25 protein-coding genes and 1 tRNA gene are annotated in these 24361 nt (G+C 73.7%); 8 read left to right on the forward strand and 18 right to left on the reverse strand.

The features are described 5' to 3' along the window. The first annotated feature begins 185 nt into the window (after positions 1-185). From D459_RS0108970 to D459_RS0108980, 3 genes are read left to right on the forward strand one after another with little or no spacing between them, the layout of a single operon-like run. A complete protein-coding gene (locus tag D459_RS0108970) occupies positions 186-1598 on the forward strand; it encodes an L-serine ammonia-lyase (protein WP_017592666.1) in 1413 nt (470 codons plus the stop codon). A gap of 40 nt (positions 1599-1638) precedes the next feature. Continuing rightward, positions 1639-1884, forward strand: a complete 246-nt coding sequence (locus D459_RS0108975) for a ribbon-helix-helix domain-containing protein (RefSeq protein ID WP_017592667.1) — start codon at positions 1639-1641, stop codon at positions 1882-1884. Continuing rightward, positions 1875-2309 (forward strand): PIN domain-containing protein, encoded by a 435-nt coding sequence (locus tag D459_RS0108980; RefSeq protein WP_017592668.1) that lies wholly within the window; start codon positions 1875-1877, stop codon positions 2307-2309. Before D459_RS0108975 ends, D459_RS0108980 begins: the two co-directional genes overlap by 10 nt. A 159-nt stretch (positions 2310-2468) precedes the next feature. Here D459_RS0108980 and D459_RS0108985 read toward each other — a convergent pair whose 3' ends face one another. The 10 genes from D459_RS0108985 to purU form a co-directional block, all read right to left on the reverse strand. Further along, positions 2469-2873, reverse strand: coding sequence for a VOC family protein (locus D459_RS0108985; protein WP_017592669.1), 405 nt, complete (start codon positions 2871-2873; stop codon positions 2469-2471). 167 nt (positions 2874-3040) lie between these two features. Then, on the reverse strand, positions 3041-3901 hold the full coding sequence (locus D459_RS0108990) for a hypothetical protein (protein ID WP_026120210.1): 861 nt from the start codon (positions 3899-3901) through the stop codon (positions 3041-3043). 295 nt (positions 3902-4196) lie between these two features. Beyond that, positions 4197-4781, reverse strand: a complete 585-nt coding sequence (locus tag D459_RS0108995) for an alkaline shock response membrane anchor protein AmaP (protein ID WP_017592671.1) — start codon at positions 4779-4781, stop codon at positions 4197-4199. Between the two features lie 5 nt (positions 4782-4786). After that, positions 4787-5392 carry a DUF6286 domain-containing protein gene (locus D459_RS0109000; protein WP_017592672.1) on the reverse strand — a complete coding sequence of 202 codons (606 nt, stop codon included), beginning with the start codon at positions 5390-5392 and terminating at the stop codon, positions 4787-4789. Positions 5393-5468: 76 nt separating this feature from the next. Continuing rightward, the gene (locus D459_RS0109005) at positions 5469-5897 is read right to left on the reverse strand and encodes an Asp23/Gls24 family envelope stress response protein (protein WP_241484977.1); all 429 of its coding nucleotides are present in this window, start codon (positions 5895-5897) and stop codon (positions 5469-5471) included. An 8-nt stretch (positions 5898-5905) separates the two neighbouring features. Further along, positions 5906-6091, reverse strand: a complete 186-nt coding sequence (locus D459_RS36125; RefSeq protein ID WP_017592674.1) for a hypothetical protein — start codon at positions 6089-6091, stop codon at positions 5906-5908. A gap of 90 nt (positions 6092-6181) precedes the next feature. Beyond that, positions 6182-6475 (reverse strand): hypothetical protein, encoded by a 294-nt coding sequence (locus D459_RS0109015; protein ID WP_017592675.1) that lies wholly within the window; start codon positions 6473-6475, stop codon positions 6182-6184. Positions 6476-6479: 4 nt separating this feature from the next. Next, complete coding sequence (locus D459_RS0109020) at positions 6480-6974, reverse strand: Asp23/Gls24 family envelope stress response protein (protein WP_017592676.1); 495 nt, start codon at positions 6972-6974, stop codon at positions 6480-6482. Positions 6975-7004: 30 nt separating this feature from the next. Continuing rightward, positions 7005-7202, reverse strand: coding sequence for a CsbD family protein (locus D459_RS0109025; RefSeq protein ID WP_017592677.1), 198 nt, complete (start codon positions 7200-7202; stop codon positions 7005-7007). Between the two features lie 298 nt (positions 7203-7500). After that, positions 7501-8400, reverse strand: a complete 900-nt coding sequence (gene purU / locus D459_RS0109030; protein WP_017592678.1) for a formyltetrahydrofolate deformylase — start codon at positions 8398-8400, stop codon at positions 7501-7503. A gap of 183 nt (positions 8401-8583) precedes the next feature. On the opposite strand from purU, the gene D459_RS0109035 reads away from it, so the two are divergent. After that, complete coding sequence (locus D459_RS0109035) at positions 8584-9801, forward strand: alanine racemase (RefSeq protein ID WP_017592679.1); 1218 nt, start codon at positions 8584-8586, stop codon at positions 9799-9801. Positions 9802-9888: 87 nt separating this feature from the next. Here D459_RS0109035 and D459_RS0109040 read toward each other — a convergent pair whose 3' ends face one another. Further along, entirely contained in the window at positions 9889-10293 is a 405-nt protein-coding gene (locus D459_RS0109040) for a DUF3618 domain-containing protein (protein WP_017592680.1), read from the reverse strand. A gap of 16 nt (positions 10294-10309) precedes the next feature. Beyond that, the gene (locus tag D459_RS0109045; protein ID WP_017592681.1) at positions 10310-11395 is read right to left on the reverse strand and encodes a CDP-alcohol phosphatidyltransferase family protein; all 1086 of its coding nucleotides are present in this window, start codon (positions 11393-11395) and stop codon (positions 10310-10312) included. 350 nt (positions 11396-11745) lie between these two features. Here D459_RS0109045 and bcp point away from each other — a divergent pair, with 350 nt between their 5' ends. Next, positions 11746-12231, forward strand: a complete 486-nt coding sequence (bcp, locus tag D459_RS0109050) for a thioredoxin-dependent thiol peroxidase (protein ID WP_017592682.1) — start codon at positions 11746-11748, stop codon at positions 12229-12231. A gap of 137 nt (positions 12232-12368) precedes the next feature. Beyond that, positions 12369-12442, forward strand: a tRNA-Leu gene (locus tag D459_RS0109055). A gap of 139 nt (positions 12443-12581) precedes the next feature. Here D459_RS0109055 and D459_RS0109060 read toward each other — a convergent pair. The 6 genes from D459_RS0109060 to D459_RS0109085 form a co-directional block, all read right to left on the reverse strand. After that, a complete protein-coding gene (locus tag D459_RS0109060) occupies positions 12582-13817 on the reverse strand; it encodes a serine/threonine-protein kinase (protein ID WP_051065382.1) in 1236 nt (411 codons plus the stop codon). Positions 13818-14227: 410 nt separating this feature from the next. Then, positions 14228-15580, reverse strand: coding sequence for a M16 family metallopeptidase (locus tag D459_RS0109065; protein WP_017592683.1), 1353 nt, complete (start codon positions 15578-15580; stop codon positions 14228-14230). 48 nt (positions 15581-15628) lie between these two features. Then, positions 15629-16936 carry a M16 family metallopeptidase gene (locus D459_RS0109070; RefSeq protein ID WP_017592684.1) on the reverse strand — a complete coding sequence of 436 codons (1308 nt, stop codon included), beginning with the start codon at positions 16934-16936 and terminating at the stop codon, positions 15629-15631. A gap of 141 nt (positions 16937-17077) precedes the next feature. Then, complete coding sequence (locus D459_RS0109075) at positions 17078-17707, reverse strand: class I SAM-dependent methyltransferase (protein WP_040709619.1); 630 nt, start codon at positions 17705-17707, stop codon at positions 17078-17080. Between the two features lie 20 nt (positions 17708-17727). Next, entirely contained in the window at positions 17728-18936 is a 1209-nt protein-coding gene (locus D459_RS0109080) for a pyridoxal phosphate-dependent aminotransferase (RefSeq protein WP_051065376.1), read from the reverse strand. 64 nt (positions 18937-19000) lie between these two features. Next, the gene (locus D459_RS0109085) at positions 19001-19384 is read right to left on the reverse strand and encodes a BlaI/MecI/CopY family transcriptional regulator (RefSeq protein WP_017592687.1); all 384 of its coding nucleotides are present in this window, start codon (positions 19382-19384) and stop codon (positions 19001-19003) included. Positions 19385-19671: 287 nt separating this feature from the next. Here D459_RS0109085 and D459_RS0109090 point away from each other — a divergent pair, with 287 nt between their 5' ends. Then, positions 19672-20157 (forward strand): pyridoxamine 5'-phosphate oxidase family protein, encoded by a 486-nt coding sequence (locus D459_RS0109090; protein ID WP_017592688.1) that lies wholly within the window; start codon positions 19672-19674, stop codon positions 20155-20157. Between the two features lie 540 nt (positions 20158-20697). Further along, entirely contained in the window at positions 20698-24360 is a 3663-nt protein-coding gene (locus D459_RS0109095) for a multifunctional oxoglutarate decarboxylase/oxoglutarate dehydrogenase thiamine pyrophosphate-binding subunit/dihydrolipoyllysine-residue succinyltransferase subunit (RefSeq protein ID WP_026120213.1), read from the forward strand. Position 24361: the final 1 nt, after the last annotated feature.

Consider the following 24361-nt stretch of genomic DNA (forward strand, 5'->3'; position numbering starts at 1 on the left):
ACAACGACCCTGCCGGGTCCCGCGCGGCACCGGACGCACCGCCGCCGACCGGGCAGGGCACCGCCGGCCGCACCGCCGCGCCGGCCCCGGATCCGCTACCCGTCCCGTCCGGACGCGGCCCCGCGCACACCCGGCCGCACCGGACCCCGCTTCATCCCCTGTGCTCAACGAGGAGGGCAGGACCCATGGCCATCAGCGTCTTCGACCTGTTCAAGATCGGCATCGGGCCGTCGAGCTCGCACACCGTCGGCCCGATGAAGGCCGCGCTCACCTTCGTCGAGGGCCTCACCGCGGAGGGGAAGGCCCCTCTGACCGCGTCGGTCCGCTGCGACCTGTACGGGTCGCTCGCCCTCACCGGCAAGGGCCACGGCAGCGACACCGCCGTCATCCTGGGGCTGCTCGGCGAGACCCCGGAGGACGTCGACGTGGACGCCGTCCCGGAGCTGCTGGCGTCGGTCCGGGAGACCGGGCGGATGCGGCTCGGCGCCGACGGCCCGGAGATCGCCTTCGACCCGGCGCGCGACGTGGACTTCCACCGCAAGGAGAGCCTGCCCGGCCACCCGAACGGGATGCGGTTCACCGCCTACGGGGCGGACGGCGGGGAACTCCGCTCCAAGGTCTACTACTCGGTGGGCGGCGGCTTCGTGGTCGACGAGGCGGCGGCCGGCGCCGACCGGATCACCCCGGACACGACGGTGCTCCCGCACCCCTTCTCCACCGCGGAGGAGCTGCTGGAGGTGTGCCGGAAGACCGGCATGTCGATCAGCTCGGTGATGCTCGCCAACGAGCGGGCGTTCGGCCGCACCCCGGCGGAGATCAGGGCGGGCCTGCTGGAGATCTGGCAGGCCATGCGGCAGTGCGTGCGCCGCGGGGTGAGCACCGAGGGCACCCTGCCGGGCGGGCTGCGCGTGCCGCGCCGCGCGCACCGGCTCTACCGCCAGCTCGGCGGCGCCTGCGACGACACCGGCCTGCTCGCCCCGGCGGCCCCGGACACCAGCGACCCGATGCACGGCAGCGACTGGATCACGCTGTACGCGCTCGCGGTCAACGAGGAGAACGCGGCCGGCGGCCGGGTGGTCACCGCCCCGACCAACGGAGCGGCCGGCATCGTCCCCGCCGTGCTCCACTACTACCTGCACTTCTGCCGCGGCTCCGGGGACGACGGCGTGGTCCGCTTCCTGCTCACCGCCGCCGCGATCGGCATCCTGTTCAAGGAGAACGCCTCCATCTCCGGCGCCGAGGTCGGCTGCCAGGGCGAGGTCGGCTCCGCCTCCTCGATGGCCGCCGCCGGCCTCGCCGAGGCCCTGGGCGGCACCCCGGCCCAGGTGGAGAACTCCGCCGAGATCGCCATGGAGCACAACCTCGGCCTCACCTGCGACCCCATCGGCGGCCTGGTCCAGGTCCCCTGCATCGAGCGGAACGCGGTCGCCTCGGTCAAGGCCATCACCGCCACCCGGATGGCCCTGCGCGGCGACGGCAGCCACTTCGTCAGCCTGGACAAAGTGATCAAGACGATGCGGGACACCGGCCGCGACATGCACGACAAGTACAAGGAGACCTCACGCGGCGGCCTCGCCGTCAACGTGATCGAGTGCTGAAACACAGGCGGCGTCCTGGTACATGGACTAGCATTGGTACATGTCCATGAAGAGAACCAATGTCTATGCCGACCCAGAGGACCTCGCCCTCCTCAAGGAAGCCGCTCAGCGGCGCGGTGTCCCCGAGGCGGAACTCATCCGTGAAGCCATCCACCTGGCGGCCATGGCGAACCGCGTCTGGGACGAGCCTCTCGACTGGCCCGTTTTCGACGGCAGTGGTGAGACCGCAACCAGCGAGGAGGTGACGGCGGCGGTCTCCGAGGGAGCCTCTGACAGGTGCTCGTAATCGCCGACACATCCGGGATCATCGCAGCGTCCGACCGGAACTCCTCCGAGTCGGCAGCGTGTCAGAGCGTGCTGCAGGAGGCAGGGACCGTGATCATCTCTCCTCTTGTGCTGGCGGAGGTCGATCACCTGGCGAAGGCCAGGTTCGGCTCCGATGCTCGAAACAAGCTCATCTCATTCATCCTCGCGCAGGCCCGCCGACTCCGCTTTCAGATTCCAGAGGTCGGGACGGAGGTCCTCAATACGGCACAGGACGTTCAGCGGCGCTACAGCGCTCTCGACCTGGACCTCGCCGATGCAGTGAACGTGGCCCTGGCCCACGAGTACAGGACCGCTACCGTCCTGACGCTGGACCGCCGCGATTTCCGAGCCGTACGCCCCCTGACCCAGCACAAGGCCTTCCGCCTGCTACCCGACGACCTGTGAGCGGCCCCCTCCACCGAGGAATCCCGGCGCGCGGCTCGTCAGCGGGCGAGCCGTCCGTTCAAGCCCAGCAGACACCCGGCCCCCCGGAGCGCGGTCTCCATGACGTGCCAGTGGCGGAGCAGGCCACCGGTGGAGCGGCCTTGTCGGCGAGGGGCGGGCCTACCCCTCCAGTGCCGACATGTCCATGTGGACGACCTCCCACAGGTGGCCGTCGGGGTCGAGGAAGCTGCGGCCGTACATCGGGCCCTCCTCCTGGGCCGGGCGGGGCTCGGTGGCGCCGGCGGTGAGGGCGCGGTCGAGGAGGGCGTCGACCTCGGCGCGGGAGTCCGCGGAGAGGGCGTTGATGACCTCGCGGTGCACGGCGGTGTCGGCGACCGCCTGGTCGGTGAACTGCTTGAAGAAGTCGTGCACCAGCAGCATCACGGAGATCTCGTCGCTGATCACGATGGCGGCGGCGTTCTCGTCGCTGAACATCGGGTCGATCCGGTAGCCGAGTCCGGTGTAGAAGTCCTTGGCCCGGTCGAGGTCGGCCACGGGCAGGTTCACGAAGATCTGCTTGCTCATGTGACGAAGGTAACACCTGCGACCGCAGATCGCCCCTGGTCAGGGCGGGGCCGATGGGGATCGGGCCGCCGGGATCCCCTGCCGGCGGGGCGATCCCGGCGCCGGAGGAATCGGGGACGGGTGCCGCGCGGAGGCCGGTTCCCGGCGCTCCGGGCCGGCCGCGCCGGTCAGTCCCGGGCGGCCAGGGCGGCCGGTTCGTGCGCGGCGCGCAGCGCGGCCTCCCGCGGCCCGTCGTCGTTGAGCGGGCAGCCGGCGCACTTGGTGTCGGCGAAGCGGTAGTAGAAGCAGCAGCCGGCCCGGACCAGGAAGGTCCGCTCCGGGCGGTGCCCCGGGCGGCCGGCCAGCGCCAGCGGGAACGGGCGCTGGCGGAGCTCGACCCGCCTGCGGTCCCGGTTCAGGCAGGAGGCGATCCGGTGCGCGCGCTCCCAGGCCGCGGCCTGGTCCGCGCCGACCTCCTCGGCGCCGCGCAGCAGCGCCTCGAACGGGGCGTCGGAGATGCGGTCCCACTGCGCGCGGACGCCGAAGCGGGTGTGCGCGCGGACCGCCTCGATCACCGGTTCCAGCACCGAGACGGCGCCGGCCACGAACCACTCGTCCAGTTCGCGGTCGCCGCGGACGGGCAGCACACCGGGGCGCGCCGCCATCGGGTCCCCGGCCAGGACGGCCGTCGCGCCCTGGCGGAACGCCGCCTCGACGACGCGGCCGTTCTCGTCGTGGCGGATCCAGAACCGGTCCGCGGCCAGCTCCGGCGCCCTGCCGGCGAGGTAGGCCGAGACCGAGGCGAAGCAGAGCACCTGCCGGCCGGTGTCGATGGAGAGGAAGGCTGCGGCCGCCGTCCGGTGCCCGGAGCAGGACCGCTCGGCGAGCAGGTCGATGAGCTCGGGGACCCGCTCGGGCAGCCGGTCCGCCCGGATCCACCCGTCGCCCTCGGGGCCGGGGGCCGCGGGGGCGACGAGCCGGACGCCGATCGCGAGCTCCCGCTCGTTGACCCAGCGCACGACCCCTGCCAGCGGATGGCAGCTCTTCATGGACCCCCCTGAGGCGAGCAGGCTCCGCGAGGGGGCTCCCGTCGCCGACCCTCAGAACTGTAGGTAAGCCTAGCCTCATACCCCTGCCCGGGGGAACGGCGGGGCCCGCTTGAACGGGTGCGCCCGCCGAACCCTCCGGCCCCATACCTGCCCGGATCGGGCGCGCCCGCCTCGTCGCGGACCACGACGGCGTTGAGCGCGGGGCCCGGGACCGAGGGAGAGAGCAGCTGCCCTGGGGGCGACAGGGTGGGCGCGGGGTCGGGGCCAGGGGAAGGGCACCGCTCCGGGCACAGGGTCAGGCCACCCGGCGGCGGTCTCGGCGGGGCGGGGTCATGGCCATCCGGACGACCGCGGGGACCCGGTCGGTCTCCAGGGCGGTGCGCAGGTCGTGCAGGGCCTCGTCGCGGATCCGGGACCGGACCCCGGCCACGTCGGCGTCCTCGTCGAGGGTCAGGTCGAGGCGGAGGCGCGGATCGCGGGCCGAGTCGATCAGCCGCGCGCGGACCCTGCGCACCCTGGGAAGTCCGGCCGCCGCCTCCTCGACCGCCCCCTGCACCGCGCCGGCCGCCGCCTCGGTCCGGCCGCGCCCCTCCTCCGGCTCCAGCAGCACGTTCCGGACCGCCTCCGGCCGCGCCTGGACCAGCAGCCAGCGCAGCGCCACCAGGGCGGCCGCCACCGCCGCCGCGGCCGCTGCGTAGGGCGCCCACGGCGGGGCCGCCGCCGCGGCGTCGCCGATCCGCGCCCCGGCCGCCTCCGGGCCGAGCAGCCCGGCCCCGGCCGCCGCCCCCGCGGCCCCGGCCGCGGCCAGCAGCAGGCCGAGGAGGCCGAGCCCCCAGCGGTTTCCGCGCGCGCCGCGGCGCGCCGTCCGTGTCAGCGCCATCGCCCTCACGTCCTCGCGAACCGGACCCTGATGCCGACCCGCATGCCGCGCAGCGGGTCGAGTTCGCCGAGCCGCCGCCGCACCGCGTCGTCCACCTCTCCGCGCAGCGTCGGCGAGCCGCTCAGGTCGCTGTCGACCCGCACCCGCACCCTGCGGCCGCGGACCGAGACCCGCGCCCCGCGCACGCCGCCGACCTCGCGCGCGGCGGCCGCCAGTGCGCGCTTCAGCGCGGACCGGGAGATCCCGACCACCAGATCGGGGTCGTCGGTGCGCAGCGCGGTCCACCCGGTGCGCCCGGGGAGCAGGGCCGACCCGATGAGCAGCAGCCCGATCAGCGCCAGCACCGCCGAGGCGACCTGCACGCCGAGGTCGCCCAGCCGGGCGCCGGCCAGCCGGTCGGCCGCCGCGCTGAAGAACGGGATCCGCAGCGGCGCGCCGGCCAGGTCGGCGATGACCACCGCCGCCGCCAGCGCCGCGACGGCCAGCAGCAGGGCCGCCGCGATCAGCGCGGGCCAGGACCTGCGCGGCCGGAAGGTGCGCACCGCCACCCGGCGCGCCCGCCGCACGGTCGCGCCGTCGGGGCGGCCGACCGCCTCCTCCACCGTCGTCATCGCGCCCTCCCGCTCGCCGCTTCCCCGCGCCGTGCCCGGTGCGCCCGGCGCGCCCGCTCCGCGCCTCCCCCGGCGCTCATCCGACCCGCCCGGCGCGCACCAGCTCGGAGACGTCGATGTCGACCCTGGGGACCCGCATCCCGGTCAGCTCCTCGACCCGTTCGGCGACCCGGGTCCGCAGCCCGGCGGCGGTGCTGCGGAGCGGGACCGGGTAGGCCAGGGCCACCGTCAGCCGGATGACCGCGGTATCGCCGCTCAGCCGGGCCTGGGCCCGCGCCGGCTCCGGGGCGCCGAACGGGCCGCGGCCGCCGAGCGGGCGCACCGCGGGCTGCTCGGCGGCGGTGCGGACCGCGATCTTCTCCACCACCCGGGCGGAGACCTCGGTCCGGCCGCGCGCCCCGGCGTCCGCGGCGCCGCCGGTCCGCTCGGCCGGTGCGGCGCGCTGCCCCGGCACCGGCGGCGCCGGGGCGGTCGCCGCGCCCTCTCCCCCGCCGGCGGGCACCACGGCCCCCATCAGGTGCGCCGGGTGAACAGGTCGGACAGGTCGAGGTCGCCCTGTATCACCCGGCCGGCCAGGAACCCGAGCAGCCCCAGCACCAGGACCAGGACGAACGCACCGAACCCGCCGAACGCCCCGGCGACGCCGAGCACCGACCCGAAGGCCAGTCCGACGATCGGCCACACCTGCACGCCCTCCATGCCGCCTCCTCTCCGCGATGATCTTGACGCTGCGGCCCTGTCAGAGCGCCCTGACAGGTCCGCAGCGTCGAGATCATCGGGTGGCGGGGGTCAGACCGTCCCCGCCACCACGTCCTCCACCGAGACGTGCACGTCGCCCGGGCCCGCCTCCGCGGCCGCGGCCCCGCGCACCTCCTCGGCGATGTCGGGCAGGGGGCGGCCGTAGCGGACCACGACGCCGATCTCGATGCCGGAGTCGCGGACCGCCACCCCCTTGACCCGCACCCCGGCGCCGAGCGTGGCGATCGTGCCGTAGGGCCCGGCCGACAGCTCGACCACGTCCGGGAGGGCCGCCACCCGCTCGGCCACCCGCCGGGCGGTCTCGATCACCTCGGCACCCGACATCGGCTCACCGCACCCGGGGCGGTTCGTCGCCGTCCGGCTCCTCGCCCTCGTCGGGCAGGTGGATGTCGTCGATGCTGATGTTGACCTCGGTGACCTCCAGGCCGGTCATCCGCTCCACCGAGCCGATGACGTTGCGCCGTACCGCGGCGGCCAGGTCCGGGATGGACACCCCGTAGTCCACCACCAGGTCGATGTCGACGGCGGCCTGCCGCTCGCCGACCTCGACCGCGACGCCGCGCGCCGCCGATCCGCCGTCCGAGCCCGCCCCGGACGACACCAGCCGGTCGCGGACGGCGCCGAAGGCCCGGGCGGCCCCGCCGCCCATCGCGTACACGCCGCTCACCTCGCGGGCGGCCATGCCCGAGATCTTGGCCACCACGTGGTCGGCGATCTCGGTGCGCCCCTCGGCGGTGACCAGGTCGCCGCTCTGCGAGCGCGACCGGCGGTTCTCGTCCGGGCGGGCCCCCGGCACCTTCGCCTCGCTCTTCGTGTCGGTCACTGCGCCCCTCCTGCTCGGCCTCGGCGCCGGTCAGCGCTTGAAGACGTCCTTGGCCTTCTCCGCGGCCTCCCCGGCCTTCTCCTTGGCCTCCTTGGCGGCCTCCTTCGCGGCGGCCTTGGCCTGGTCGGCCTTGCCCTCCCGCTCCAGGTCCTCGTCGCCGGTGACCTTCCCGGCGCCCTCCTTGGCCTTGCCGGCGAATTTGTCGAACTTGTCCCCAGCGTCGCCCATGGCCGTTCTCCCCCCCCCAGTTGCGCGCGCCGCCCCCGCGGCGCCGTCCGGCGGTGCGGCTCCGGCGCCCCGGAAGGGGCGCGCCGCTCCGCCGCGGTCGCGAATCGACCCCAACCCTACTGTCACGCCTGGTCATGCCAAAGAACCGCCGAGTAATAAAACGAAAAACGGCCGGACCCGGGGCGCACCCGGTTCCGGCCGTTTCCTCGCCCTCCGCCGGTCAGCAGAGGGCGGCCCCTGCCCTGGTCAGTGGAAGACGGACCCTCCCGTGGTCAACGGAAGACGAACCCTCCCGTGGTCAACGGAAGACAACGGTCTTGGAGCCGTTGAGCAGCACCCGGCGCTGGGCGTGCCAGTTGACCGCGCGGGCCAGCGCCACCGACTCCAGGTCGCGGCCGATCGCGGTGAGCTGCTCGGGGCTGTGCGTGTGGTCCACCCGGGTCACCTCCTGCTCGATGATCGGGCCTTCGTCGAGGTCGGCGGTGACGTAGTGCGCGGTCGCCCCGACCAGCTTCACCCCGCGCGCGTGCGCCTGGTGGTAGGGGCGGGCGCCCTTGAAGCTCGGCAGGAAGGAGTGGTGGATGTTGATGATCCGGCCGGACATCTTGGCGCACAGGTCCTCGGAGAGCACCTGCATGTAGCGGGCCAGCACCACCAGGTCGACGTCGTAGGAGTCGACCAGCTCCAGCAGGCGGCGCTCCTGGTCCCGCTTGCTCTCCGGGGCGACCGGCAGGTGGTGGAAGTCCAGCCCGTAGGAGCGGGCGAGGAATTCGAGGTCGGGGTGGTTGGAGACGACGGCCGCGATGTCGGCGTCCAGCAGCCCGCTGCGCCACCGGTAGAGCAGGTCGTTCAGGCAGTGCCCGAACCTGGAGACCATGACGAGGGTGCGCGGCCGGCGGTCGCGGCGCCACAGCCGCCACTCGGTGGCGGGGTCCGCGCCGTCCTCGGCGGCGGCCGGCAGCGCGGCCGCCAGGCCGGCGAACGCGGCGCGCAGCCCGTCCTCGCCGATCGGCTCGGCCCCCGGGCGCGGCTCCGCGGTGAACTGGGTGCGCAGGAAGAAGCGGCCGGTGTAGTGGTCGCCGTACTGCTGGCTCTCGGTGATGTTGCAACCGTGCTCGGCGAGCAGGTTCGCCACCGCGGCGACGATCCCGCGGCCGTCGGGGCAGGACAGCGTCAGCACGAATTCACGGTCGTTCATGGTTCACGGCACTCCGGAGGACAGCGAGAGCACTGCAGGTCAGCAGCGATCATCCAGGTTATCCAGGTGGAGCGGCGCCCGGGGGCGGAAGCGCGCGGATCCGGTGCGATCCCACATTCGCGCCCGGCCCGGCGCGCACGGCATATATGAATGTTTTTCACGAAAGTGTGGGATGCTCCCGCTATGAGAAGCGCTCGCGAAAGCTACGACGCGGCGACCCGGGACCTCACCGCCCCGTTCGCCGCCGTGGACCTGGCCGCGTTCCGCGCCAACGCCGCCGACCTGGCCGAACGCGCCGGGGGCACCCCCATCCGCATCGCCTCCAAGTCGCTCCGCTGCCGTGCCCTGCTGCGGGAGGCGCTCGGCCTCCCGGGGTTCGCCGGCGTCATGGCCTTCACCCTCCCCGAGGCGCTCTGGCTCGCCGCCGACCCCGGCGGCCCGGTCAGCGACGACGTCCTGGTCGCCTACCCCACCGCCGACACCGCCGCCATCGCCGAACTCGCCGCCGACCCGCGCGCCGCCGCCTCGGTGACGCTGATGGTCGACTCCGTCGCCCACCTCGACCTCATCACCCGGGCCGCCCCCGACCCGGTGTCCCCGATCCGGGTCTGCATCGACGTGGACACCAGCTGGCAGCCGCTCGGCCCGCGGATGCGGATCGGCGCGCACCGGTCGCCGCTGCGCACCCCGGCGCACGCCGCCGCGCTCGCCCGGGCCGTGCTCCGCCGGCCGCAGCTCCTGCTGGACGGCGTGATGGCCTACGAGGCGCAGATCGCCGGCGTGGGCGACGCCCCTCCCGGCCGCCCGCTCTACGGCCGGACGCTCCGCTGGGTGCAGAACCGGTCCCGCCGCGAGCTGGCCGCCCGGCGCGCCGCCATCGTCGAGGCGGTGCGGGGCGTCGCCGAGGTGCGCTTCGTCAACGGCGGCGGCACCGGCAGCCTGCACACCACCAGCAGGGAGCCGGCCGTCACCGAGGTCGCCGCGGGCTCCGGCCTGTACCAGCCGCACCTGTTCGACCACTACACCGCCACCGAGCGCCGCCCGGCCGCGCTGTTCGCGCTGCCCGTGGTGCGCCGCCCGGCCCCGGGCGTGGCCACCGCGCTCGGCGGCGGCTACCCGGCCTCCGGCGCGGCCGGCGCCGACCGGCTCCCGCTGCCCTACCTGCCGGAGGGGCTGGCCTACAGCCCCGCCGAGGGGCCCGGCGAGGTGCAGACCCCGCTGGTCGGCCCCGCCGCCGACGAGCTCGCCGTCGGCGACCGGGTGTGGATGCGGCACGCGAAGGCCGGCGAGCTGTGCGAGCGCTTCGCCGAGCTGCACCTGATCGACGGGCTCGGCACCGGTGCGGCCCGCGTGGTCCGCACCGTGCCCACCTACCGGGGCGAGGGCCGGACCTTCCTCTGACCCCGGAGCCGCCGCCCCCGGACGCGGACGGGGCGGGGAGGGGGCCGCGCCCCCTCCCCGCCCCGGAGTCCTCCGCCGGACCTGCCCTCAGCGCCCGCGCTTGGCCCTGCGGCGCACCAGCGCGACCACGCCGACGACCACCGCGATGCCCACCCCGGCGCCGAGGATCAGTGCCTCCGGCGGGAGCTGGCCGCGGGTGGAGTAGGTGGAGACCACCTCGTCCTCGCCCTTGAGCATGACGCTGCCCTGAGGGGGGTCCTCGACCCGGCTGTCCACCCGGACCGCGCTGCCGGTCGCCAGCGCGCGGGCCTCGTCGACCAGGCGCTCGCCGGCTCCGCGCAGCCGCTCGGCTCCGCGCCGCGCGAGGTTGGCCGGGCGGGTCCGGTCGTTGAGCTCGTCGAGCGTGGCGGCGAGCCTCCGCTGCACCTGCTCGATCTCCGCCCGGACCCCGGCCGGGTCCCGGCGCGCCCCGGCGGGGCCGATCTCCTCCATAAAGCGCTTCCTTCCGCTACCGCAGGGTCGCCTGTGAGGAGTCCGCGACCGGCCCCAGGGCCGACGCCCCCTCATGCGGCCCCGTGAATCCCAACGCGCCTTCGATCCCGTCCACGACGCGGAAGAAGTCCCGCGTGGACAACCACAGTTTATAGATGATCGCGATCTCGAAGGCGAGGAGCAAAACACCCGCTATCGCGGTGATCCAGACGATCGCGGCAGCCGAGACCACTCCGGCGAGCGGGGCCAGCACGAACACCGCCATCTGGAACTCGATCCCGCTGACCAGGTGGGTGCGGATCCGGCGGGCCCGGAGCGCGTCCCATACCCGCTGGTACCAGGGGAACCGGGTGCGGAACTCCTGGTGCAGGTCGACCCGGGGCAGCGGGCGGGCCAGGTGCACGTCGGGCTGCTTGCCGGCGACCGCGTCCTGGCGGCTCTCCTTCTCCGCCTGGGTGCGCAGGATCTGCTCCAGCACGGAGATGCCGTGCCGCAGCACCGCCTGCTCGCCCTGGTCGCTCATCGGCCGCTGCCCGGCGCCCGGCGCACCGTCCTCGTCGACCAGCATGGACAGCTCGGCGCGGGCCCGCTCCAGCACGCCGGCGATCCGCGAGCGCATCTCCCGGCGCATCTTGTACACCTGGAGCGCGTCGAGGTAGCGCAGCATGTCCGCGGAGACCACGGCCAGCGCCATCCAGACGAACACCACCTGGCCGCCGACCACGTACTGGCCGCCCATCAGCGCGACCGCGCACACCAGCACCCGGAACCGGTCGAAGACGTAGTCCATCCAGGAGCCGAACATCGTCTCCCGGTCGGTCAGCCGGGCGAGCTTGCCGTCCATGCAGTCCAGCAGGAAGCACAGGTAGTACAGGAGCGCGCCGGCGACCAGGAAGCCCGGCGTCCCCATGGCGAAGCACGCCGCCGCGCCCAGCCCGAAGAAGAGCGCCGCCACGGTCAGCTGGTCCGGGGTGATCCGGGTGCGGTCGGCGACCAGGCGCACCAGCCGGACCGCCGCGGGGTCGACGAAGGCCACCGTCCACCACGAGTCGCGCGCGCGGCACGTGCGCTCCCGGACATCGTCCAAGGTGTATTCGGCCATCGTCGGTGCGCTCCCGGGCGGGTAGGGGTTCCGGTCGAGGGGTGTGACGGATGAGTCTACGCATCCGGCAGGCGGCCACAAGAGGGGCCGCCGCGTTCCGGACCTCCGGCGGCGAGGCCGCCGCGGGGGCGGCGGGGTCCCGGCGGGCGGCTCTGCGCCCTGCGGCGCTCGGGGAGGGGCCGCGCCGGGGAGGGCGGGGGACGCCCGGCGGCGATCCGGAATCCGCACAACCCTACGCGATATCGGGCACTTCCCCTGCATGTCGCGCCCCCTCGCCTCCCGGCGGCGCCCCGGCAATAGGCTGGGGCGGTCAGACCCAGCCACCACGGACAGCAGAGGAACACAGTCCCGTGACCGACACCAGCGCGCGCCTGCAGCCGGGCGACACCGCCCCCGACTTCACCCTCCCCGACGCCGACGGGAACCCGGTGACGCTGAGCGAGGTGGTCAAGGCCTCCGGCGGCAGCGCGGTCGTCTACTTCTACCCCGCGGCGATGACCCCCGGGTGCACCACGGAGGCCTGCGACTTCCGGGACAACCTGCGGGCCTTCGACTCCGCCGGGCTCACCGTGCTCGGCGTCTCCCCGGACGCCCCGGAGAGGCTCGCCGCCTTCCGCGACAAGGAGGGCCTGACCTTCCCGCTGCTCGGCGACCCGGAGAAGACCGCGCTGCAGGCCTACGGCGCCTTCGGCGAGAAGAAGAACTACGGCCGCGTGGTGCAGGGCGTCATCCGCTCCACCTTCGTGATCGGCCCGGACATGACCGTGCAGAAGGCCTTCTACAACGTGAAGGCCACCGGCCACGTGGACCGGATCAAGCGCGAGCTCGGGCTCTAGCGGGGCGCGCCGGCGGACCGGGGCGGAGGTCCGCGACCGAGTTGCGGTCCCTCCCCCGGAGCTGCCATTCTCGACAGCGGCGGCCCCCGGGGCGCCCGCGGGGAGCCTTCTCCCCATGGGCCGGGGCGGCCGCGCGCGGGGCCGTAGCCCAATCGGCAGAGGCAACCGTTTTAGGGGCGGTCCAGTGCGGGTTCGAATCCCGCCGGCCCTACGGCTGGACATACGACGGAGGCGCAGGCGGCGGGCCGCCTGCGCCTCGGTGCTCTCCGCCGGTCCAGCGGAACGGCGCTCCTCCCGCGGCCGACGGAGCAGCACCCCTCCGGGTCGGCGGAAGGGCGCCCCTTCCGTGGTCAGCGGAACAATAGAGCCCACAGCACCACCGCGAGCAGCGCCAGCACGCCCAGCCCGACGCCGATGACGACCGGTAGGCGGGTGCCGCCGCGGTGCTTCCCGGAGCTGGTCAGGCCGAGGGTGTCGGTGGACTCCCGGATCGAGGTGAGCAGGTGGCCCACCGACTCCGGGCGGTGCCGCTGCAGCCGCTCGTGCAGGTGGCTGACCGACTCCGAGACCGAGTCGTGCAGTTCGGAGACGGACTCCTGGAACGAGTGGCGGAGCACGTGCGCGCCCTGGCGGAAGTGCTCCCGGGCGGAGTCGCGGGAGGCCTCCCCGCCGCCCGCGTCCGCCTCCTCGTCCTCGGCCGGCGCGGTCTGCACGCCGCTCCCCTGCTTCTGCGGCGGGACCACCGGGTTGGCCCCGGTCTCCGCCGCGGACCGGGCGGCCGTCTCCGGGCTGGTCTCCGGCGCCCAGGGGGCGAGCGCGGCGATCCGCAGCATCTTGGCGGCGTTGTCCGCGGTGAGCCGGTCGGCCGGCTTGACGTGCAGCAGCCCGGCCAGGACCGGGGCGAGCGGACCGGCGTTCTCGGCGGCCGGCGGCTCCTCCAGCTCGACGCCCTTGAGGATGCGGATGTAGCCCTTGCGGTCGTAGGGCGGGTGGCCCTCGACCGCGGTGTAGAGGGTGGCGCCCAGCGACCACAGGTCGGACTCGGGGCCGACCGGGCCGGCCTTGGCCCGCTCCGGCGGGATGTAGGACGGCGAGCCGATGATCCGCCCGGAGGTGGTCAGCGCGGACTCCCCCGCCCACGCCGCCAGCCCGAAGTCGGTCAGCACCACGCGGCCGGCCTCGCTGATCATCACGTTGTCCGGCTTGACGTCGCGGTGCACGATGCCCTCGTCGTGCGCGGCCTTGAGCGCGTCGATCAGCTGCAGGCCGATCTCGGCGACCCGCTGGTAGGGCAGCGGGCCGGCCACGTCGAGGATCTCCGCCAGGGTGCTCGCCACCACGAGCTCCATGACGATCCAGGGGCGGTCGTCCTCGTCCACCACGTCGAGCACGGTGACCACGCCGGGGTGGGTGAGCCGGGCCGCGACCCGCGCCTCCCGGGTGGTGCGGCGGAGCAGCTGCTCGCGCTCTTCGGAGGAGAGGTCGGTGGGCAGGCGCAGCTCTTTGATCGCCACTTCGCGGTCGAGGACGAGGTCGGTGGCGCGCCAGACGGTGCCGACGCCGCCCCGGGCGATCTCCTCCCGCATCCGGTAGCGCCCCTTCAGCACGCGCTCCTCGGGCCCGGCCTCGAGGGTGGCCGGGCGCGCGGAGTCGGACGAGGGGTCGGGCCGCTCGGTCTCTGGGTTCTCGATGGAGGACACGGTCACTCAGCGGGTCTGTTCGAGGGCCATCGCGGCCTCCTGCGGGCGGTTCGCGGTCGCGTCGACGGCGGCGTCGACCAATGCTCGGACCAATCGTTATATCAGCTCGAATGGGCGTCCGAACTGGCGGTTGCCGGATCACGACCACTTGGCTTCGGTTCTGTTATGTCCGATCGGACGCCCCGCATTCCGTGATCCGGCTCTCCCCGAAATGTATGCACCGCAGCACGGGGTTCAAACCGGCGGACCGGGCCGGTCCGGCCGGCGCCGCAGGTTACGACGCCGGCCGGGGCCGATCAGTTCCAGAGGTTCTCCGGGTCGCGCACGTCGACCTGGCCGAATCCGGCCTCGCTCAGCGGGTCCTTCAGCGACGCGGCGTCGCCGACCGCGATCACCGCCATCTCGGCCGGGTCCAGGTAGTCCTCGGCCGCCGAGCGCAGGTCCTCGGCGGTGAGCGCCTCGTAGCCGGCCCGCAGCCGGTCGACGTGGTCGGCGGGCAGGTCGTGCACGACCATCTCGACCAGCGCGTGGGCCAGGCTGCGGGCGTTGGAGTAGGTGACCGGGAGGCCGACGGTGTTGGCCTGGCGGACCGCGGCGAGCTCGCCCTCGGTGGCGCCGTCCGCCTTGAACCGGCGGATCTCCTCCAGCGCCGCGGTGAGCGAGGGCGCCGTGGTGGGGGTGTCCACCTGGGTGCTGACCAGGAAGACGCCGCTGTCCCGGCGCAGGTCGAACCGGCTGCCCACGCCGTAGGTGTAGCCGAGCTCCTCGCGCAGCTTCTGGTTGAGCCGGGAGGTGAACATGCCGCCCAGCACCTCGCTCATGCCCTCGGCGCGCGGCAGGTCGATCTCGGCGCGGGACGGCGCGCGCTGCGCCAGGATCAGCGCCGACTGCACCGAGCCGGGGCGGTCCAGCAGCAGCACCCGGGGCAGGTCCCCGGCGGCCGGGGCCGGTGCGACCGGCTCGGGGAAGGCGGTCCGGGCGGTGTCGCCGAACACGGTCCGGCCCAGCCCCTCCAAGTCGACGCCGGACAGGTCGCCGACGACGACCAGGGTGCCGGCCGCGGCGGCGACCGTGCCGGCGTGGAACTCGCGGACCATCTCCGGCTCGACGCCCTGCAGCGCCACCGGGGCGCCGCTGATCGGGGTGGCGTAGCGGCCGCTGAACAGCTGGCTGCCGATCGCCCGCATGGCCAGCCGGCCCGGCCGGGACGCCTCCAGCCAGAAGCCTTCGAGCAGCTGCTCGCGGCGGCGCAGCACGTCCTCGTCGCGCAGCGCCGGGCCGCGCACCGCCTCGGCGAACAGCGCGGTGGCGTCGGAGATCCGGGTGGTCGGCGCGTCCACCCCGGTGACGAAGCCGTCCCAGGTGGCGTAGCAGATCCAGTCCGCGCCGTGCCGCTCCAGGGCGGGCGCCAGGGAGTTGTCGCCCTGGACGCCGTCCTCCAGCGACTCGGCGGTGAGCATGGCCACGCCCTTGCGGTCCGCGGGGTCGCTCAGCCCGCCGAAGGGCTGGACCAGGCGGATGGAGGCGTACTTCTGGCCGGGCACGTCGATGGCGACGATGTCGCCGCCGCCGACGGTCAGGCGGGTGTGCTCAGGGAAGGTGTAGGGCTTGGGGGCGCCGAGAACGGGGCGGGGCTGCAGCTGGCTCACAACGGCTCTCTCTTGGTGTGTGCTGGGCGGCTGGGCGTGCGCGGCGGCTCAGGCGGCGGTCTCGGCCGACTGCTCCGCGTTCTCGGGGTCGAAGCGGACGGTGAGGCGGTTCTCCGCGACCAGCAGCCGGCCCGCGGCCTCGGCGACCTCCTCGGCGGTGATGCCGGTCCACCGGTCCGGCCAGGTGTAGGCGAGCGAGGGGTCGCCGAACAGCTGGGTGCAGGCGCCGAGCTCGTCGGCGAGCCCGGAGGGGGTGGAGATGGCCTGGAGGTGGTCCCGCTCCAGGATCGCGCGGGCCCGGTCCAGCTCCTCCTCGGTGATCCCCTCGGCCAGCGTCGCGGTCTCCTCCAGGACGGCCTGCTCCAGCTCGTCGCCGCCGACGCCCTCCCGGGCGATCGTGTTGACCAGCATCAGGCTGGGCGTGTAGCGGAACGGGATGATGTCGGCGGAGTCGCCCGGGGCGGCCAGCTCGCGCTCGATGACCAGCCGGCGGTAGAGCCGGCTGCCCTGGCCCTGGCCGAGGACGGCCGAGGCGAGGTGCATCGCGTCGAACCCGCGCTCGCCGTAGGGGTCGACCCGGTAGCCCTGGAAGACGCCGGCCGCGGGCACCGCCTCCACCACGGTCTCCCGGACCGGGCCGCCGATCGGGCCCTGCAGCGCCGCGTCGGGGGCGGTGGGGACCTCGGTGCGGGCCGGGATCGCGCCGAAGTAGCGCTCGGCCCGCTCCCGGACGTCGGCCGGGTCGAGGTCGCTGACCACGGTGAGGACCAGGTTGTCCGGCCCGTAGTGCAGCCGGTGGAAGGAGAGCACGTAGTCGAGGTCGGCGGCGTCCAGGTCGGCCATGGAGCCGATGGTCGGGTGGTGGTAGGGGTGCCCCTCCGGGTAGCCGAGGCGGAGGATGCGCTCCAGCGCGGTGCCGTAGGGCGCGTTGTCGTAGCGCTGCCGGCGCTCGTTCTTGACCACGTCGCGCTGGTTGTCCAGCACCTCCTGGGACATCCCCTCGCGGAGCGTGGCCAGCCGGTCGGCCTCCAGCCACAGGGCCAGGTCCAGGGCGTGCTCGGGCACCGTCTCGAAGTAGTTGGTGCGGTCGGTGGAGGTGGAGGCGTTCATCTCGCCGCCGAGCCGCTCGATCGCGTCGAAGTGCTCGCCCTTCGCGACGCCGCCGCTGCCCTGGAACATCAGGTGCTCGAAGAGGTGGGCGAAACCGGTCTTGCCCGGTACCTCGTGGCGCGACCCGACGCCGTACCACAGGTTGACCGCGGCGACCTGGCCGGTGGCCGCGGGGGCCGTGACCAGGCGGAGCCCGTTGTCGAGTGTGTGCTGAACGATCCGCGCAGCAGCGCCGTTGCTCGCCACTTGTGCATGCACCCCTTGTCCGGCCGGTGAAGGCCGTCGTGTGTCGTGGTCCCGGAACGCAGCCTATGCGTTCCGGGGCTCGCGCGCGCACGAACGGTGATGCGGCCCCGCGGCGAGTGCGGGGCCGCCGCGGCGCAGGGGTCAGGCGCCGCCGCCGGCGCGGCGCAGCACCCGCAGCGACCCCACCGCCCGGACCTCGGTGAAGTCCCCGGAGTCCAGGGCCCGCCGGTAGACGTTGTAGGGCGGCCGGCCGCCGTCGGCCGGGTCGGGGAAGACGTCGTGGATGACCAGGGCGCCGCCGGGGGCGACGTGCGGGGCCCAGCCCTCGTAGTCGGCCTGGGCGGCCTCCTCGGTGTGGCCGCCGTCGATGAAGACCATGCCGAGCGGGGCGCCCCAGAGCCGGGCCACCTCGGCGGAGCGGCCGAGCACCGCGACCACCACGTCCTCCACCCCGGCGGCGGCCATGGTGCCGCGGAACTCGCCCACCGTGTCCAGCCGGCCGGTGCGCGGGTCGACCAGGGACGGGTCGTGGTACTCCCAGCCCTCCTGGTGCTCCTCGGAGCCGTGGTGGTGATCGACGGTGACCACGGTGCCGCCGGCGGCGCGGGCCGCGGCGGCCAGGTAGACGGTGGACTTGCCGCAGTAGGTGCCGATCTCCAGGACCGGGCCGAGCGGGGCGTACTCCAGGGCGGTCCGGTAGAGGGCCTCGCCCTCGTCGGCCGGCATGAATCCCTTGGCGGCCTCCGCCGCGGCGCGCAGGTCGGCGGGCATGGCGGGGGCGGTGCGTGCGGTCACGGGGCGTCTTCTCTTCTTCCCTCGGGGGCGGATCGGCCGGCGAAGGCGCCGGTGAGGCGGCGCACCGCCTCGTCGAGCACCTCGTCGCGCTTGCAGTAGGCGAACCGGACCAGGTGCCGGCCTTCGTCGACGTCGTCGTAGAGCACCTGCGCCGGGACGCAGGCGACGCCGGCCTCGGCCGGCAGGTCCCGGGCCAGCCGCACGCCGTCGGTGTAGCCGAGCGGGCGCACGTCGGCCATGACGAAGTAGGTGCCCTGCGGCCGCAGCACGCCGAAGCCGGCCGCGGACAGGCCGGCGGAGAGCCGGTCCCGCTTGGCCTGGAGGGCGTCGCGCTGGGCCCGGATCCAGTCCTGCTCGCCGCGGATCGCCTCGGCGATGGCCAGCTGGAGGGCGCCGTTGGCGGAGAAGGTGAGGAACTGGTTGACCGTCTGCACCGCGCGCACCAGCGGCCGGGGGCCGGTCACCCAGCCGGTCTTCCAGGCGGTGACCGAGAAGGTCTTGCCGACCGAGGAGACCGAGACGGTGCGGTCGCGCATGCCGGGCAGGGCGGCGAGCGGGACGTGCTCGGCGCCGTCGTAGACCAGGTGCTCGTAGACCTCGTCGGTGATCGCGATGAGGTCGTGCTCGCGGCAGAGCGCGGCCACCGCCTCCAGCTCGTCCCGGGTGAGCACGGTGCCGGTGGGGTTGTGCGGGGTGTTGACGATGATCAGCCGGGTGCGCGGGCCGACCGCGGCGCGCAGCTCGGCGGGGTCGAAGGTGAACCGGCCGTCCGGTCCGGGGCGGAGCGGGACGGGCCGCCGGACGGCTCCGGCCAGCGAGACCACCGCGGCGTAGGAGTCGTACATCGGCTCGAAGAGCACCACCTCGTCGCCGGCCCCGGCGAGCGCCAGCACCGAGGCGGCGATGCCCGCGGTGGCCCCGACGGTGACGTAGACCTCGCCGTCGGGGTCGTAGGAGAGGCCGTACCGGGCGGCGCGGTCCTCGGCGACCGCGGCGCGCAGCTCCGGGCGGCCGGGGCCGGGCGGGTACTGGTTGACCCCGGCGCGGATGTGCTCCGCGGCGGAGTCCAGCAGCGAGCGGGGCCCGTCGGTGTCCGGGAAGCCCTGCCCGAGGTTGATCGATCCGGTCTCGGCGGCCAGGCGGCTCATCTCGGCGAAGATCGTCTCGCCGTAGCCGCGCATCCGTTCGACAAGGGGTTCTTCCACACCGGCAGCATAGACGCGCCGCCTCCCGCGGGCGGCGCCCGGTCGGCCGCCGGCGGTGGCGCGGCTAGCCGCCGGCGGTGGCGGTCCGCTGGGCCGGGCGGAGCTCGGTGAGCGCGTCGAGGAGCCGGGCGCGGTCCTCGTCGCTGATCTCCTCGACGAAGCTGCGCATGGTGGCGCCGGGGTCGCCGCAGCCGCTGAACACCTCGCCCATCCGCCGCGCGGCGTGCTCGGCCCTGGTCCGCACCGGGCGGTAGTGCCAGGCCCGCCCGGACTTCTCCCGCCCCAGCAGGCCCTTGTGGAAGAGGATGTTGGTGACGGTCATGACGGTCGTGTAGGCGACGTCCCGCCCGTAGTCCATGGTGGCCCGGATGTCCCGCACCGCGAGGGCCCCGTCCGCGTCCCAGAGCGCGTCCATGATCGCGGCTTCGAGTTCGCCGAACTCCTTCACCAGCCCAGCACCTCCCTGGCGTCCGTGCCGTCATGCTAAGAGCGCCGCCCCCGGCGCGAAGGGGATTCCGGGATATCGCACCGATCCGCACGCGGCGCCGGGCGGCGCCGCCCGAATCGGCGACCGGGCCCGGCCCCCGGCTCCCGAATCGACGACGGCCCGGCCGCGCCGCACCCCGGCCCGGGCGCCCCGGTGCGGCGTGCGCCACAATCGGAACCGGTCCCTGCGGACCGGGGCGCGGTGCCCCGCCCGGCGCGGGCGGCGGCGGTCGAGCGGAGGAGGGTTCCGTGGACGAGACGGCGGGCCGGGGCGGGAACCGGCGGGCCCGGATCAGGCTGACCGGCGAGGAGGCCGAGGCGTTCCTCGCGGCCAACCGGAAGGTGCAGGTGGCCACGGTCGGCAGGGACGGCGCACCGCACCTGTCCACGCTGTTCTACGCGATGGTCGATGGGCGGCTGGCGTTCTGGACCTACGCCTCCTCGCAGAAGGCGGTGAACCTGCGCCGCGACCCGCGGATGACCTGCCTGGTCGACGACGGCGAGGACTACGGCGAGCTGCGCGGGCTGGTGCTGTACGGCACCGCCGAGCTGGACGCCGACCCGGCCGCGGTGGCCCGGGTCGGCACCGCGGTGACCGCGGCGATGACCGGGGTCCCGGCGGCCGATCTGCAGGGGCCGGAGGCCCGGGAGGGCATCGAGCGGGCCGGGCGCAAGCGGGTCGCGGTCTTCCTGGACGTGGAGCGGACGGCCAGCTGGGACCATCGCAAGCTCTGACCGCCGGCGGGCCGGGGAGCCCGGGCGGGGGCGCGAAGGCCCCCGGGGCCCGCGGGCCCCGGGAGCGTTGCGCGCACCGGACCCGCTCCCCGCCCCGGCGGGACCCCCGTGGCCCGCCGGAATCCGGGACCGGCCGTCCTGCCCGGTCGCGCACACCCGGTACGACGCCGCGGGGCGCCTCCCGGTTCCGGCCGACCCGGGAAATCCGTTCCGACCGGCAGGGTTGGCCGGGGCGCGGGCGGGGCATGGTGGTCTGCGGCCGGCCTCCGCCGACCCCGGCCGACCAGGGCGGATCAGACCCTTCCACCCCCGCTCTGACCTCGATTTTGTGAATGATTGTTAGGTATCTCCCAGTCCACTCTCGGCCTGGGGGGAGCATCTTCATGCCCGGACGGCTAGCCTGTTACCGGGATCGTCGGCCGGGTGATCGCACCCGTGCGGCCCTGCGATCGTCGGCGCGCTCCGACTCCCGCTCCGCCGAGCGGCGGTCCCCACATCCATACATTCACAAGCGAGCTGCGGAAGAGGGCGATCTCCGCCGTGTCGTCTGAGGCGTCTCAACCCCTGACAGATTTCGGCCCGAACGAGTGGTTGGTCGAGGAGCTTTATCAGAAGTACCTGAACGACCCGAACTCCGTTGACAAGGCGTGGTGGAACTTCTTCGCCGATTACAAGTCCGGATCCGCCAAGGGTGCGGCCAAGGGTGCGCCGTCGGCCACGGGCGCACCCTCCGGCAACGGCGGGAAGGCCGAGGCCAAGCAGGCCGCTCCCGCCGCGAAGGGCGCGAAGAAGCCCGCCGGGAAGGAGGCCGGCCCCTCCGCCGCTCCCACCGACGAGGCCCTGAAGGTCACCCAGGAGCGGCTGCGCGGCGCCCCGGCGCGCACCGCGACCAACATGGAGTCCAGCCTGACCCTGCCGACCGCGACGAGCGTCCGCGCGGTCCCGGTCAAGCTGCTCTTCGACAACCGCATCGTGATCAACAACCACCTGCGCCGCGCGCGCGGTGGCAAGGTGTCGTTCACCCACATCATCGGCTACGCCATGGTCAAGGCCCTGGAGTCGATGCCGGAGATGAACCACTCCTACGTCGAGATCGACGGCAAGCCGGGCGTGGCCAAGCCCGAGCACGTCAACTTCGGCCTCGCGATCGACCTGCAGAAGCCGGACGGCTCCCGCCAGCTGGTGGTGCCCTCGGTCAAGGCCGCCGACACCATGGACTTCAAGGAGTTCTGGAGCGGCTACGAGGACCTGGTCCGCAAGGCCCGCGGCAACAAGCTGGGCGTGCCCGACTTCCAGGGCACCACGATCAGCCTGACCAACCCGGGCGGCATCGGCACCGTGCACTCGGTGCCGCGGCTGATGCCCGGCCAGGGCACCATCATCGGCGTCGGCTCGATGGAGTACCCGGCCGAGTTCCAGGGCGCCTCCCCCGAGACGCTCAACCGGCTGGCCATCAGCAAGGTCATGACGCTCACCTCGACCTACGACCACCGCATCATCCAGGGTGCGCAGTCGGGCGAGTTCCTCAAGCGCATCCACCGGCTGCTGCTCGGCGAGGACGGCTTCTACGACGAGATCTTCAAGTCCCTGCGCATCCCCTACGAGCCGGTGCGCTGGACCCAGGACATCTCGGTGGACACCTCCAACCAGCTGGACAAGACCAGCCGGGTGCAGGAGCTGATCCACGCCTACCGGGTCCGCGGCCACCTGATGGCCGACACCGACCCGCTGGAGTACAAGCAGCGCCGCCACCCCGACCTGGACGTGCTCCAGCACGGCCTCACCCTGTGGGACCTGGAGCGCGACTTCCCCACCGGCGGTTTCGGCGGCAAGCCGGTGATGAAGCTCCGCGACATCCTGGGCGTGCTGCGCGACACGTACTGCCGCACGGTCGGCATCGAGTACATGCACATCCAGTCCCCGGAGGAGCGGGAGTGGATCCAGGCGCACGTCGAGCGCGAGCACGAGAAGCTCGACCACGACGACCAGCTGCGCATCCTGCGCCGGCTGAACAGCGCCGAGGCGTTCGAGACCTTCCTGCAGACCAAGTACGTCGGGCAGAAGCGGTTCTCGCTGGAGGGCGGCGAGTCCCTCATCCCGCTGCTGGACGGGATCATCTCCCGGGCGGCCAAGGCCGAGCTGGACGAGGTCGTCATCGGCATGGCGCACCGCGGCCGGCTCAACGTGCTCGCCAACATCTGCGGCAAGTCCTACGGCCAGATCTTCGGCGAGTTCGAGGGCAACCTGGACCCGCGCTCGGCGCACGGCTCCGGTGACGTCAAGTACCACCTGGGCACCGAGGGGACCTTCGAGACCCCGGAGGGCGAGAAGATCTCCATCTCGCTGGCGGCCAACCCGAGCCACCTGGAGACCGTCGACCCGGTCGCCGAGGGCATCGTCCGCGCCAAGCAGGACGTGCTGGACAAGGGCCCGCAGGGCTTCACCGTGCTGCCGCTGCTGATCCACGGCGACGCGGCGTTCGCCGGGCAGGGCGTGGTCGCCGAGACGCTCAACCTGTCCCAGCTGCGCGGCTACCGCACCGGCGGCACGGTGCACGTCATCGTGAACAACCAGGTCGGCTTCACCACCTCGCCGGCGGACAGCCGGTCCAGCGTCTACGCCACCGACGTGGCGCGGATGGTGCAGGCGCCGATCTTCCACGTCAACGGGGACGACCCGGAGGCCGTGGTGCGCGTCGGCCAGCTGGCCTTCGCCTACCGCGAGGCGTTCAACAAGGACGTCGTGGTGGACCTGGTCTGCTACCGGCGGCGCGGGCACAACGAGATGGACAACCCGCAGTTCACCCAGCCGCTGATGTACAACGTCATCGACGCCAAGCGGTCCACCCGCAAGCTGTACACCGAGGCGCTGATCGGCCGCGGCGACATCACCGTCGAAGAGGCCGAGCAGACCCTGCGCGAGTACCAGCAGGAGCTGGAGCGGGTCTTCGCCGAGACCCGCGAGGCCGACAAGAAGCCGGTCGAGCCGGGCTCGGTGGTCCGCCCCGAGGTCTTCGACGAGGGCCGGCTGGACCACACCGCGGTGTCCACCGCGATCTCCCCCGAGCAGGTCAAGGAGATCATCGACACCCAGGTGAACCTGCCCGAGGGCTTCACCCCCCACCCGCGCCTGCTGCCGCAGCTGCAGCGCCGCGCGCAGATGGTGGAAGAGGGCGGCATCGACTGGGCCACCGGCGAGCTGCTCGCCTTCGGCTCGCTGCTGCAGGAGGAGCACCCGGTCCGCCTGGTCGGCCAGGACAGCCGGCGCGGCACCTTCGGCCAGCGGCACGCCGCCCTGGTGGACAAGAAGACCGGCGAGGTGCACACCCCGCTGAAGCGCTTCGACAAGGGCACCTCGAAGTTCTACGTGCACGACTCGCTGCTCAGCGAGTACGCGGCGCTGGGCTTCGAGTACGGCTACTCGGTGGAGCGGCCGGAGGCCCTGGTGGCCTGGGAGGCGCAGTTCGGCGACTTCGTCAACGGCGCCCAGTCGGTCATCGACGAGTACATCAGCTCCAGCGAGCAGAAGTGGGGCCAGCGCTCCGGCGTCACCCTGCTGCTGCCGCACGGCTACGAGGGCCAGGGGCCGGACCACTCCTCGGCCCGCATCGAGCGGTTCCTGCAGATGTGCGCGCAGGAGAACATGACCGTGGCGATGCCCACCACCCCGGCGAACTACTTCCACCTGCTGCGGTGGCAGGCCAAGTCGCCGATCCACCGGCCGCTGATCACCTTCACCCCGAAGTGGATGCTGCGCGCCAAGCAGGCGACGTCGACGGTGGAGGACTTCACCACCGGCGCGTTCCAGCCGATCATCCCGGACGCCACGGTCAAGGCCGAGGACGTCCGCCGGGTGGTGCTCTGCTCCGGCAAGATCTACTACGACCTGGACGCGGCCCGGAAGCGCAACGGCGACACGCACACCGCGCTGATCCGGGTGGAGCGGCTCTACCCGCTCCCGGTCGAGGAGATCCGCGCCCAGCTGGCCGCCTTCCCCAACGCGGGCGAGGTGCTGTGGGTGCAGGAGGAGCCGGCGAACATGGGCCCCTGGCCGTTCGTGGCGCTGGTCTTCTCCGAGCAGCTGGACCGGCCGTTCACCCGGGTCTCCCGCCCGGCCAGCTCCTCCCCGGCCGCCGGCTCCGCCAAGCGGCACGAGGTGGAGCAGCAGGCCGTGGTCAACACGGTGTTCCCGCCGGTGGAGTAGC

This window comes from Nocardiopsis potens DSM 45234, assembly GCF_000341105.1.
GTDB classification, from domain to species: Bacteria; Actinomycetota; Actinomycetes; order Streptosporangiales; family Streptosporangiaceae; genus Nocardiopsis_A; species Nocardiopsis_A potens.